This is a genomic window from Amycolatopsis oliviviridis (genome assembly GCF_014654365.1).
Taxonomy (GTDB): Bacteria; Actinomycetota; Actinomycetes; order Mycobacteriales; family Pseudonocardiaceae; genus Amycolatopsis; species Amycolatopsis oliviviridis.
On record NZ_BNAY01000001.1, the window covers coordinates 749,730 to 762,323 of the forward strand.

Sequence of the window (12,594 nt, forward strand, 5' to 3'; positions counted from 1 at the left end):
AGCGGCACATGCCGGAAGACAGTTCTGGAACGACCGGAAGTGGTCGCCGTTCACCCGTGTGCGCGGTGCGCTGACCTTCTCCGGTCTCCTTTCCCTGTCTGGCCTTGTGTACGCACGCCAGAAAAGAGCCGGAATCATGAACACCTTCGAAATGCTGCTCAGGGTCGGCACCGGCGTCGGTCTGGGCGCCGTCATCGGCATCGAGCGCCAGTACCGCGCCCGGATGGCCGGACTCCGCACCAACGCCCTCGTCGCCGTCGGCGCCACCCTTTTCGTCCTGTTGTCCGCGCACGGTTTCGGCGGGCTGAACACCAGCGGCGACGCCGACCCGACGCGGGTCGCCGCCCAGATCGTCTCCGGGATCGGCTTCCTCGGCGCCGGGGTGATCCTGCGGGACGGGCTGAACGTGCGCGGGCTCAACACCGCCGCCACGCTGTGGTGCTCGGCGGCCGTCGGATCCCTTGCGGGAGCGGGACTTTACGTCGTCGCGCTCGCCGGGACCGCGGTGATCGTCGGGGTCAACGTGCTGCTGCGTCCGCTCGGCCGCGTCGTCGACCGCCGTCCGGAGAACCGGGAAGACTGCTCGGAGCAGGAGGAGCCCGAGAGGGCTTAGCAATCCAGGAAGTCGAGCAATATCCGGGAGAACTCGGCCGGCTTCTCCAGATTGATCATGTGCGCGACCCCGGGGACGACAAGTTTCCGGGCGTCGCGTGCCTCGCTTTCGATCTGGTCGGCGATGGCGAGGATGTCCGAGGAATCCAGATCGCCCACCAGTGTCATCGTTCGGGGCGTGAGCTCGCCGACGCGTTCGATGGCCCGCAACTCGTCCATCAGCATGAAACCACTGCCGCGGTGCCGGGTGATCGTGTTCGTGTACATCTCCTGGCACCGCCGCCGGACGTCCTGGTCGACGACGTCCGGAGCGCGCCGGGGGCCGTCCACCCACATCCGCAGCACGCATTCGATGACGGCGGGCAGATCACCCTTGGCGCCCGCTTCCTCGAGTTTCTTGTTCTGCTCCAGGACAAAGGGATCCTTCGTCACCATCGCGCTGAGACCGGTGGCCACGAGGACGAGGTTCTCGACGAGGTCCGGACAGGTCAGCGCGAAGTCGACCGCGATGCGCCCGCCGCCGGACAGCCCGACCAGCGACGCACGGGGGAGTTCCAGCGCGGTCATCAGCTCGCGAAGGTCCTCGTAGTGCTTGAAGCGCTGTGTCGGCGTGGAGGACTCACCGTGTCCGCGCGCGTCGTACCGGATGGCGGTGTGGTGCCGTTCGAGCGCCGTCATTTCGGCGTCCCACATCCGGGAGTCGAGCATGCCGCCGTGCAGCAGGACGACGGGATCACCCGCGCCCCGGATCTCGTACGCGAGCTCGCCGTTCTCGACCTGAATCCGACCGTGGGCCATCCACCCACGCTAGCGGAAGACGACGATGGCCCCTTTCCCCAAAGTGCGGGAAAAGGGGCCATCGAGGGTGGTGCTTACGCCTGGGTCATCTTCCGCAGGACGTACTGCAGGATGCCGCCGTTGCGGTAGTAGTCCGCCTCACCCGGGGTGTCGATGCGGACGTCCGCGTCGAACTCCACCTTGGTGCCGTCGGTCTTCGTCGCGGTGACGTGGACCGTGCGCGGGGTCTCCCCGTCGTTCAGCTTCGTGATGCCCGAGATGTCGAACGTCTCGGTGCCGTCGAGGCCGAGCGACGAGGCCGACTCGCCCGCCGGGAACTGCAGCGGGATGACGCCCATGCCGATCAGGTTCGACCGGTGGATCCGCTCGAACGACTCGGTGATCACCGCGCGCACACCCAGCAGGCGCGTGCCCTTGGCCGCCCAGTCGCGGGACGAACCGGAGCCGTACTCCTTGCCGCCCAGGACGACCAGCGGGATGTCCTGCGCCGCGTAGTTCTGCGCCGCGTCGTAGATGAACGACTGCGGGGCGTCGTCCTGGGTGAAGTCGCGGGTGTAGCCGCCCTGCACGTCGTCCAGCAGCTGGTTGCGCAGCCGGATGTTCGCGAAGGTGCCGCGGATCATGACCTCGTGGTTACCGCGACGCGAGCCGTAGGAGTTGAAGTCCTTCTTCTCCACGCCGTGCTCGGTCAGGTACTGCGCGGCCGGGGTGCCCGGCTTGATCGCGCCGGCGGGGGAGATGTGGTCGGTGGTGACCGAGTCGCCCAGCTTCGCCAGCACGCGGGCACCGGCGATGTCGGTGACCGGCGACGGCTCCGCCTTCATGCCCTCGAAGTACGGGGGCTTCCGGACGTAGGTGGACTCCGCGTCCCAGTCGAAGGTCTTGCCTTCGGGGGTCGGCAGCGACTTCCACCGCTCGCCGCCGTCGAAGACGTCGGCGTAGTCCTTGGTGAACATCTCCTGCGTGATCGCGTAGTCGATGGTCTCCTGGATCTCCTTGGCCGAGGGCCAGATGTCCTTCAGGAAGACGTCGTTGCCGTCGGTGTCCGTGCCGAGCGGCTGGTTCTCGAAGTCGAAGTCCATCGTGCCGGCGAGCGCGTACGCGATGACCAGCGGCGGCGACGCGAGGTAGTTCATCTTCACGTCGGGGTTGATGCGGCCTTCGAAGTTCCGGTTGCCCGAGAGCACCGAAACCGCGGTGAGGTCGTTCTCCTGGATCGCCGCGGAGATCTCGTCCGACAGCGGGCCTGAGTTGCCGATGCAGGTGGTGCAGCCGTAGCCGACCAGGTGGTAGCCCAGCTTCTCCAGGTACGGCCACAGGTTGGCCTTGGTGTAGTAGTCCGTGACGACCTGCGAACCCGGCGCCATCGAGGTCTTGACCCACGGCTTGACCGCGAGGCCCTTGTCGACCGCGTTCCGGGCGAGCAGCGCCGCGCCGAGCATGACCGACGGGTTGGAGGTGTTGGTGCAGGAGGTGATCGAGGCGATCACCACGGCGCCGTGGTCGAGGATGAACTCGCCGCGGTCGGAGGTGCTGACCTTGACCGGGTTGGTCGGGCGGCCGCTGTGGCCGTTCGCCGCCGACTGCAGTTCGACCGCGTCCTCGTCCTTGAAGGAGAGGGCGGCGGGGTCGCTGGCCGGGAAGGTCTCCTCGACGGTCTCGTCCACGTTGGTGTGCGGGACCTGCTCGCCGCCGACGTAGTCGTGGATCGACTTGCGGAACGAGTTCTTCGCGTCGGTGAGCTCGATGCGGTCCTGCGGGCGCTTCGGGCCGGCGATCGACGGGACGACCGTCGACAGGTCCAGCTCGATGTACTCGGAGTACTCCGGCTCGTGCGACGGGTCGTGCCAGAGGCCCTGCTCCTTGGCGTACGCCTCGACGAGCGCGACCTGCTCCTCGGAGCGGCCGGTGAGCTTGAGGTACCGGACGGTCTCGTCGTCGATCGGGAAGATCGCCGCGGTGGAGCCGAATTCCGGGCTCATGTTGCCGATGGTGGCGCGGTTGGCCAGCGGCACCGCGCCGACGCTCTCGCCGTAGAACTCGACGAACTTGCTGACCACACCGTGCTTGCGCAGCATCTCGGTGATGGTGAGCACGACGTCGGTGGCGGTGACGCCGGTCGGGATCTCGCCGGTGAGCTTGAAGCCGACGACGCGCGGGATGAGCATGGAGACCGGCTGGCCCAGCATGGCCGCCTCGGCCTCGATGCCGCCGACGCCCCAGCCCAGCACGCCGAGGCCGTTGACCATGGTGGTGTGCGAGTCGGTGCCGACGCAGGAGTCGGGGTACGCCTGGCCGTTGCGGGACATCACCGTGCGCGCGAGGTGCTCGATGTTGACCTGGTGCACGATGCCGGTGCCCGGCGGGACGACCTTGAACTCGTCGAAGGCGCCCTGGCCCCAGCGCAGGAACTGGTAGCGCTCGCGGTTGCGCTCGTACTCGATCTCGACGTTGCGCTCGAAGGCGTCGGCGCGGCCGAAGACGTCGATGATGACCGAGTGGTCGATGACCAGCTCGGCGGGCGCCAGCGGGTTGACCTTGTCCGGGTCGCCGCCGAGGTCGGTGACGGCCTCGCGCATGGTGGCGAGGTCGACGACGCAGGGCACGCCGGTGAAGTCCTGCATGATCACGCGGGCGGGCGTGAACTGGATCTCGATCGACGGGTCCGCGCTCGCGTCCCAGTTGCCGAGCGCGCGGATGTGGTCAGCGGTGATGTTCGCGCCGTCCTCGGTCCGCAGCAGGTTCTCGAGCAGGATCTTCAAGCTGTAGGGAAGGCGCTTGGAGCCCTCGACCTTGTCCAGGCGGAACACCTCGTAGGAGGCGTCGCCGACCTTCAGCGTGTCTTTGGCGCCGAAGCTGTCCTTGCTGGCAGGTGCTGTCACTTCTTACTCCAGTGGCGGGTCAGTTCGGTGTGGTTCTCCGAGCCGTTCGGGCAGGCCCGGAGCGAGTGTTGCGCACCCCCACCGTAAGTCCGGACCCGGGATGGCACACCTCGTTCGTCCCCTCAAACAGTACGCCTGTCCTTTTTGGCTGGCAACCCGACACGCGGGTAGGGAACGTCTCATCCACCTGCGGCCGTTCGAGTGACGAAACGTTCGTCTGTTCGTCCCCCGTTGAGGGGAAATGGTGCCTACGGTGTGTAAGTTCCTGGTGGTGCTTCTGGTAATGCTGTGACGGCAGTGGCACAGTGAGCTCGTTGTTTCAAGATCGGGAGGTGGGTGGATCGTGCGTGGTGAAACCGGGTCTGGGGCCGGTGCCCGCCGTGGCACGACCATCGGTGCGCTGGGAATCGCCCTGTTGCTCGGGGTGACGGGTACCGCCATCGCGGTACCCCCGCCCCCGCCGAACCCCAGCGACTCCGAGATCAACTCCAGCAAGGCCGAGGCCAACGCCAAGGCGGGCGACGTCGGCAGGCTGACGAATCAGCTGGCCCAGGCCGAGTCGAAGCTCGCGCAGCTCAACGACGACGTCGAGCTGAAGATGGAAGAGGCCAACAAGGCGCGGGTCGACGCGGAGACCGCGCAGGACGAAGCCGCCCAGGCCGACCGTGAGGCGCAGTCCGCGCGCACCGAGTCCGACGCCGCGCAGGCGACCATCGACAAGGCCCGCGCCGACCTCGACAAGTTCGCCGCCGCCAGCTTCCAGCAGGGCAGCACCATCGGTTCGGTGTGGGCGTACCTGACCGCCAACAGCCCCAAGGAACTTCTCGGCCGCGCCCAGATGCTCGACGCGGTCGGCGGCAGCAGGCTCAACGCGCTCGACACGATGAAGCGCGCGCAGACGGACAAGTCCAACAAGGACGCGACGGCGCGCAAGAAGCTGGAGATCGCGCAGGAGCGCAAGCGCGCGGCCGAGGCGGCCAAGCACGAGGCCGACAACGCGCAGAGCGCCGCGCAGCACGCGCAGGACACCCAGGCCACGCAGAACGAGAAGCTCGAAGCCGACAAGACGAACGTCGAGAAGCAGCTCTTCGAAGCGCAGCAGAAGGTCAGCGGCCTGCAGGGGCAGCGGCAGCGCTACGAGGACTGGAAGGCGCAGAAGGCCCGCGAGGACGAGGAGCGCGCTCGCCAGGCCGCGCTCGCCGCGTCGAGGCCCAGTCAGGGCGGCGGTGGCCGTCCGTCGAGCAGGCCCGTCCAGTCGGCGCCCGCCGGGGCCAGTGTCGAGGCCGCCGTCCAGCGGGCCTTGTCGCAGCTGGGACTCCCGTACGCGTGGGGCGGCGGCAACACCTCCGGCCCGACGCGCGGTATCCGCGACGGCGGCGTCGCCGACCGCTACGGCGACTACATGAAGATCGGCTTCGACTGCTCGGGCCTGATGATCTACGCGTTCGCCGGGGTTCGGGCGCTCCCGCACTACAGCGGATACCAGTACAACGCCGGCCGGAAGGTGCCGCTCTCGCAGATGCGCCGCGGCGACATGCTCTTCTGGGGCGGCAGCGCGCGGGGCATCCACCACGTCGCGATGTACCTCGGGAACGGCCAGATGGTCGAGGCGCCGCAGTCCGGGCTGCGGGTCCGGGTCGCTCCGGTGCGCTACGGCGGCATCATGCCGTACGCGACCCGCATGATCGGCTAGGCGGTGTCCTACGCGGGGATAGTGCTGGCGGGCGGTGCCGCTCGCCGCCTGTCCGGTGTGGACAAACCCGCGCTCCCCGTCGGGGGGAAACCGTTGCTGGCCAGGGCTCTGGCCGCGCTCGCGGACGCGGATCCGGTGATCGTCGTCGGCCCCGAACGGCCGGGGTTCGGCGACGTGTTGTGGACTCGGGAGTCCTCGCCCGGAACGGGTCCGGTCGCCGCGCTGGCCGCCGGTCTCGCGTTGGTGCGCACCGAGATCGTCGTCGTGCTGGCCGGTGATCTCGCCGGTGTCCGGTCGTCCACGGTGGATCGTCTGGTGGGTTCGCTCGGTACCGCCTCCGGCGCGGTGCTGGTTGACGGCTCTGGAGAGCGGCAATGGCTGCTCGGTGCCTGGCGGGCGGAGGCGCTGCGCGAGGCCCTGCCTGAGACCGTCGAGAACGCGTCGCTGCGGCGGACGCTGGGCGGGCTGGAGATCGTCGACGTGCCCGAGGAACCGGGGGAGAGCGACGACATCGACACACCCGAGGATTTGGACCGGTTTTCCTAGCGTTCTTCCGGAACGTGGGGAGATGGTTCGGCATCATAAGCCGGTGACCGAGCTGCCCAGGGAAACGAACCAGCCGAGCGTTCTCCACGACAGCGACGCCTTCTTCGACGATTTCGAAACCTGGTCCACCCGGCTGGCCTTGGAAGAGCTGCTCGACGAGGCCCTGGGCACAGACGAGATCTCTTACACGCTGAAGCAGGAGGAACTGCGCGCCGAAGAGGCGAGGGAAGCGGTTCTCACCAGCGCCTCCGCCCTCGCGAGGGTCAGGCTGGAACGCGAACGGGCCTTGCGTGTCCACCGCGGCCGGCCGTCGTCCTGGGAGCTGGCCCTCCAGGAAGCGCGCGTGTTGGCGGTCGCCGGGTTCCTGGTCGTCGGCTACTTCAGCGTCCTGCGGGTGACTTGGCCGGCGATGCCGCCGTTCTTGCGGGTCTTCGGTCTGGTCGGGTTCCTGTGCGTGCTCGTGCTGGCGGCCGGGTCGATCGTCCGGCGGATGCCCGTGCTGTTCGTCAGGGACAAGGAGCGGAGCTCCGGGGCGGTCCCGCATCCGGATTTGGTCGCCCTCGGCGACCGCCGGGACCACGCGCTCCGCGAGATCGTCCTGCCGGAACTGCACGCTTACATCCGGGCCAACCGGCGGACCTACGACCGGACGGACCTGGTCTTCGCCGAGCCGGACTCGTTCGACCCGGTCTTCGGCCCCGGTCTGGTGCAGACGGCGGCGGTCAAGAGACTGCGCCGGATCATCGTCCGGGCCGAGTCGGTGGCCATCGCGCTGGCCGGGTCGCGGGGAGCCGGGAAGACCACCTCGATCCGATCGCTCGAAGAAGGACTGCTCAGCCAGGCGGGGCAGGCCGCACCGCTGGTGGTGGTCGCTTCAGCGCCGGCGGCCTACGAAGCCCGCGATTTCGTGCTGCATCTGCACGCGTTGCTGTGCAAGGCGGTGCTCGCGACGATCTCACCGGGGGCACCGGTCCGTGTCCGGTGGTGGAGCAGGCTGGGTGGCCTGATCCGGCGCACGGTCTGGTTCCTCGTGAGGCTCGGTGCCGCGGCTGCGGCCGTTTGGCTACTGTGGGGCGAGGAACCGCGCCGGATCTTCGCGGAAATCGGCGCGTTCGCCGCCGAAGCGGTCAACAGCGGGCTCCTGTCGCAGCGGCTCTGGGCGGGAATGCCGGTCGGCCGCGTGCTGGCCCTCGGTGTGCTGGCGATCGTCTTCGTCAGGTTGACGTTCGGCCTCGGCGCCTTGCTCGTCAACGCGGTCCTCGGTGTGATCGCGCGACGGCGGAACGCGAGGATCGGTCACCTGAAGTGGATCGCCGAGCGGCAACTCGACCGGATCCGGTTCCTTCAGACCTACACGACCGGGTGGTCCGGGAAATTGAGCATGCCGCTCAAAGGGGAGGCCGGCCGCACCTGGTCGACCCAGCGGGCCGAGCAGCAGCTCACCCATCCCGAGGTCGTCGACAAGTTCCGCGAGTTCGCCGAACTGGCCGCCGAGTGCCTGGCCGAGGAGGACGTCGCCGGGCGGGTCGTCATCGCCATCGACGAACTGGACAAGATCGGCGAGCCGGAGAAGGCGCATCAGTTCATCAATGACGTCAAGGGAGTCTTCGACGTCCCGGGGTGCCTGTTCTTCGTGTCCGTTTCGGACGACGCCGTGCTCGGTTTCGAACAGCGCGGGCTCGGCGTCCGCGACGCGTTCGACAGCGCGTTCTCGGAGATGGTGCGGCTCGAACCGTTCACTTTGGACGAAAGCAGGCTCTGGATCGCCTTGCGGCTGCGGGGGATCTCCGAACAGTTCTGCTATCTGGCGCACTGTCTTTCGGGCGGCCTGCCCCGCGATCTCAAGCGGTGCGCCGTCGAGATGGTCGATCTCGCGAACGAGGTCTACCAGCCGTCACTGGAGTTCGTGACGCGAAGCCTCGTCACCGGTGAGATGGCGGGGAAGATCCGGGCCTTCACCGCCACCGCGGCCACTTTGGAGCGATCGCCGGAGCTGGTCGCGCTGACCACGGATCTGCTCGGCGTCCCGGGGACGGAAGAAGCCGGGGAACTCGCGGAGATCGCCGAGCGGCTGGTGCGGGACGACGGCGAGATCGCCGCGCCGATCAGCGAACTGCGCAGGCAGAGCGGCAGCTTCGTGCTGTTCTGCGCGACCGTTCTGGAGGTCTTCGACGACACGCTGACCGGCGATCGCCTGAGCCCCGGACTGCACCGGCTCGCCGTCGTCCGGCAGCGGATGGCGATGCACCCGCAGCAGGCGTGGGACGACCTGGTGGAGTTTCGGAAGGACCTCGGCCGCTGGGCGCGGTGAAGCCCCTTCACAGCCGTCATACCGCTGATCGGGTTGGCTACCTTCACGAACGGCTGTGCCACCGACCACTACGGTCACATCCGGACGGAACAACGCAAGCGGGGAACACAGGAGGCACGAGTGACCGAGCCCGGCTACGCCGACGGCGCGCAGCAGCAGCCCGGAACGCCGGCGCGGGACGCCCAGTTGCTGGAGCGGACCGTGTTCGAGGTCAAGCGGATCATCGTCGGCCAGGACAGGCTGGTCGAGCGGATGCTGGTCGGCCTGCTGGCCAGGGGGCACCTCCTCCTCGAAGGTGTGCCCGGTGTCGCCAAGACCCTCGCCGTGGAGACGTTCGCCCGGGTGGTCGGCGGTTCGTTCTCGCGTGTGCAGTTCACCCCGGACCTGGTCCCCGCCGACATCCTCGGCACCCGGATCTACCGCCAGGGCGCCGAGCGGTTCGACGTCGAGCTCGGCCCGGTCGTGGCGAACTTCGTGCTCGCCGACGAGATCAACCGCGCGCCGGCGAAGGTGCAGTCGGCGATGCTCGAGGTGATGGCCGAGCGGCACGTGTCGATCGGCGGCCAGACCTTCCCGATGCCCGACCCGTTCCTCGTGCTCGCCACGCAGAACCCGATCGAGAACGAGGGCGTGTACCCGCTGCCCGAGGCGCAGCGCGACCGGTTCCTGTTCAAGATCGTCGTCGAGTACCCGACCGCCGAGGAAGAGCGGGAGATCATCTACCGGATGGGTGTCACCCCGCCCACCCCGCAAGAGGTGCTGAGCCCGGCCGAGCTGGTCCGGCTGCAGAACGTCGCCTCGCAGGTCTTCGTGCATCACGCGCTGGTCGACTACGTCGTCCGCCTCGTGCTCACCACCCGTACACCGAACGATCATGGCCTCGCCGACGTCGCGGGCTGGGTGTCCTATGGCGCTTCGCCGCGTGCGAGCCTCGGCATCATCGCGGCGGCCCGCGCGCTGGCGCTGGTCCGCGGCCGGGACTACGTACTGCCGCAGGACGTCGTCGACGTCGTTCCCGACGTGCTGCGGCACCGGCTCGTGCTGTCCTACGACGCGCTCGCCGACGGTGTCCCCATCGACCACATCATCACGCGGGTGCTGCAGACCGTGCCGCTGCCGCAGGTCTCGGCCCGTCCGCAGGGCGGTGCCGGGCAGGGCGGCCCGGTCCCGGCCGGCGCACCCGTCAGGTAAGGAATCCGCGTGAAGAACGAGAAGGGCGAACGTCCTTCCTGGGCACCGCCGGTACTCCGCGGGGAGCGGATGGAGGCGGGCCTGCGCACGCTCGAACTCGACGTGCGCCGCCGTCTCGACGGTCTGCTGCAGGGCAACCATCTCGGCCTGGTGCCGGGACCCGGTTCGGAACCGGGGGAGGCCCGGCCGTACCAGCCCGGTGACGACGTCCGCCGGATGGACTGGGCGGTCACCGCGCGGACGACGAGCCCGCACATCCGGGAGACCGTCGCCGACCGCGAACTGGAGACCTGGCTGGTGGCGGACGTGTCCGCGAGCCTCGACTTCGGCACGGCGCTGTGCGAGAAGCGCGACCTGGTCGTCTGCGCGACGGCCGCGGTCGCCCATCTCACCGGGGGCGGTGGCAACCGGATCGGCGCGCTCGTCTCCAACGGGGCGGGCAGCATCACGCGCGTCCCGGCCCGCGGCGGGCTCCCGCACGCGCGGGGGCTGGTCCGCAAGATCGCCGAGACCCCGCGCGCCGAGGAAGGTGTCCGAGGGGATCTCGCCGCGGCACTGGAGAAGCTGCGTCGTCCGCCCCGTCGTCGCGGGCTTGCCGTCGTGATCTCCGACTTCCTCGGTGACACCGAATGGCAGCGCCCGTTGCGCGCGCTCGGCGGGCACCACGATCTCATCGCCATCGAAGTCCTCGACCCGCGCGACATCGACCTGCCCGACGTGGGCACCGTCGTGCTGGCCGACCCGGAGACAGGGAAACAGCGCGAAGTGCACGCTTCGGCCTTGCTGCGCAAGGAATTCGGCGCCGCGGCCCATGCACACCGGCAGGAGGTCGCGGCCGCGCTGCGCCGCGCCGGTGCCGCGCATCTGGTGCTGCGCACCGATTCGGACTGGATCGCCGACATGGTCCGGTTCGTGGTGGCCCGCAAGCGCCGCTGGTCCGGTGGTGTCGCGTGAGCCTGACCGGATTCGCCTCGCCGTGGTGGTTCCTGCTGCTGCTGGCGGTCGCCGCGGTGGCCGTGGGTTACGTGCTTTCCCAGCGCGCCCGGCGCAAGCGCACCATGCGGTTCGCCAACCTGGAACTGCTGGAGAAGGTCGCACCGAAGAGCCAGGGCTGGGTGCGCCACGTTCCCGCGATCCTGATCGTGCTCTCGCTGCTGGTGCTCACCGTCGCGCTCGCCGGGCCGACCGCCGAGCAGAAGGTGCCCCGCAACCGGGCCACCGTGATGCTGGTGATCGACACCTCGCTGTCGATGGAAGCCACCGACGTCGCCCCGACCCGGCTGAAGGCGGCTCAGGAGTCCGCGCGTTCGTTCGCGCAGAACATGACCCCGGGGGTCAACCTCGGGCTGATCTCCTTCGCGGGGACGGCGACCGTGCTGGTGGCGCCGACCACCGATCGCGGTGGTGTCGTGAAGGCGATCGACAACCTGAAGCTGGCGCAGTCGACGGCCACCGGTGAAGGGATCTTCGCCGCGTTGCAGTCGATCGAGAGCTTCTCGGCGATCGTCGGCGGCGCGGAAGGTCCGCCGCCCGCCCGGATCGTGCTGATGAGCGACGGCAAACAGACCGTCCCGGACGACCTGTACGCCCCGCGGGGCGGCTACACGGCCGCGCAGGCGGCGAAGCAGGCGCAGGTGCCGATCTCGTCGATCTCGTTCGGCACCACGCACGGCTCCGTCGACATCGACGGCAAGCCCCAGGACGTGAAGGTCGACGACGAATCGCTGGAGGAGATCGCCCGGCTTTCCGGCGGCGACTTCTACAAGGCGGCGAGTGCGGACGAGCTGAAACGCGTGTACGACGATCTCGGCGAGCAGATCGGTTACGAGCTGAAGGACGCCGACGCGAGTCGGCCGTGGGTGATCCTCGGGACCTTGGTGCTGATGATCGGTGCCGCCGCTTCGCTCTTCCTGGGCCAACGCCTGCCCTAGTTGCGTCGTCAAATGTCATGAAAGGGCCGTTCAGGACAAGAAATGTCCTGAACGGCCCTTTCATGACATCCGGACCAAAGCCGGGTGCTCAGGGAGTCGCGAAGCCGTTCTGCCGCCAAGCCTCGTAGACGCTGATCGCCGCGGTGTTCGAGAGGTTCAGCGACCGGCTCGACGGCAGCATCGGCAGCCGCACCCGGTCGGTCACCTGCGGGGACTCCTGGATCTCGCGAGGCAGCCCCGCCGACTCCGGCCCGAACATCAGCACGTCCCCGGGTTCGTAGGCGACGTCGGTGTGCAGCCGCGTCGCCGAGGCGCTGAACGCGAAGACCCGGGCGGGCAGCAAGGCCGCCCACGCCGCGTCGAGGTCCGCGTGGACGTGGACGCGCGCGAGGTCGTGGTAGTCGAGCCCGGCGCGCCGCAACTGCTTGTCCTCCAGCGTGAAACCGAGTGGCTCCACCAGGTGGAGCTCGCAGCCGGTGTTCGCGGTCAAGCGGATCGCGTTACCCGTGTTGGGCGGTATTTCGGGGCGGTAGAACAGGATGCGGAACACGAGGGTTGATCGTCTTTCGTTCACGGGCGCTTCGCCTGGGCGCGGCCGGGTGGCCACCGAACCGGACGAGCATGAGGCCC

10 protein-coding genes are annotated in these 12,594 nt (G+C 68.8%); 7 read left to right on the forward strand and 3 right to left on the reverse strand.

What is annotated here, in order from left to right; genetic code table 11:
- The first annotated feature begins 136 nt into the window (after positions 1–136).
- Positions 137–613 (forward strand): MgtC/SapB family protein, encoded by a 477-nt coding sequence (locus tag IE302_RS02985; RefSeq protein WP_020635103.1) that lies wholly within the window; start codon positions 137–139, stop codon positions 611–613.
- Here the strand turns inward: IE302_RS02985 and IE302_RS02990 are convergent.
- Both IE302_RS02990 and acnA read right to left on the reverse strand, forming a co-directional pair.
- Entirely contained in the window at positions 610–1,410 is an 801-nt protein-coding gene (locus IE302_RS02990; protein ID WP_191251469.1) for an alpha/beta fold hydrolase, read from the reverse strand. The two genes, IE302_RS02985 and IE302_RS02990, sit on opposite strands and share 4 nt — an antisense overlap.
- Before the next feature lie 74 nt (positions 1,411–1,484).
- Positions 1,485–4,292 (reverse strand): aconitate hydratase AcnA, encoded by a 2,808-nt coding sequence (acnA, locus tag IE302_RS02995; RefSeq protein WP_191251471.1) that lies wholly within the window; start codon positions 4,290–4,292, stop codon positions 1,485–1,487.
- A gap of 343 nt (positions 4,293–4,635) precedes the next feature.
- On the opposite strand from acnA, the gene IE302_RS03000 reads away from it, so the two are divergent.
- The 6 genes from IE302_RS03000 (at position 4,636) to IE302_RS03025 (ending at position 11,964) form a co-directional block, all read left to right on the forward strand.
- Positions 4,636–5,985, forward strand: a complete 1,350-nt coding sequence (locus IE302_RS03000; protein ID WP_191251473.1) for an NlpC/P60 family protein — start codon at positions 4,636–4,638, stop codon at positions 5,983–5,985.
- A 3-nt stretch (positions 5,986–5,988) separates the two neighbouring features.
- On the forward strand, positions 5,989–6,531 hold the full coding sequence (gene mobA, locus IE302_RS03005; protein WP_191251475.1) for a molybdenum cofactor guanylyltransferase: 543 nt from the start codon (positions 5,989–5,991) through the stop codon (positions 6,529–6,531).
- Positions 6,532–6,574: 43 nt separating this feature from the next.
- Entirely contained in the window at positions 6,575–8,842 is a 2,268-nt protein-coding gene (locus IE302_RS03010; protein WP_191251477.1) for a hypothetical protein, read from the forward strand.
- A 120-nt stretch (positions 8,843–8,962) separates the two neighbouring features.
- Positions 8,963–10,033 (forward strand): AAA family ATPase, encoded by a 1,071-nt coding sequence (locus IE302_RS03015; RefSeq protein ID WP_037305078.1) that lies wholly within the window; start codon positions 8,963–8,965, stop codon positions 10,031–10,033.
- A 69-nt stretch (positions 10,034–10,102) separates the two neighbouring features.
- On the forward strand, positions 10,103–10,987 hold the full coding sequence (locus IE302_RS03020; protein ID WP_229907648.1) for a DUF58 domain-containing protein: 885 nt from the start codon (positions 10,103–10,105) through the stop codon (positions 10,985–10,987).
- Positions 10,984–11,964: a VWA domain-containing protein gene (locus IE302_RS03025; RefSeq protein ID WP_016334115.1), complete on the forward strand. Its 981-nt coding sequence runs from the start codon at positions 10,984–10,986 to the stop codon at positions 11,962–11,964. Before IE302_RS03020 ends, IE302_RS03025 begins: the two co-directional genes overlap by 4 nt.
- Before the next feature lie 88 nt (positions 11,965–12,052).
- Here IE302_RS03025 and IE302_RS03030 read toward each other — a convergent pair whose 3' ends face one another.
- A complete protein-coding gene (locus IE302_RS03030; protein WP_005150128.1) occupies positions 12,053–12,514 on the reverse strand; it encodes a tRNA (cytidine(34)-2'-O)-methyltransferase in 462 nt (153 codons plus the stop codon).
- Between the last annotated feature and the right edge of the window lie 80 nt (positions 12,515–12,594).

Coding starts and splice junctions, on each gene's coding strand:
- IE302_RS02985 (WP_020635103.1), top strand. CDS start 137: ATGAACACCTTCGAAATGCTGCTCAGGGTCGGCACCGGCGTCGGTCTG.
- IE302_RS03020 (WP_229907648.1), top strand. CDS start 10,103: ATGGAGGCGGGCCTGCGCACGCTCGAACTCGACGTGCGCCGCCGTCTC.
- IE302_RS02990 (WP_191251469.1), bottom strand. CDS start 1,410: ATGGCCCACGGTCGGATTCAGGTCGAGAACGGCGAGCTCGCGTACGAG.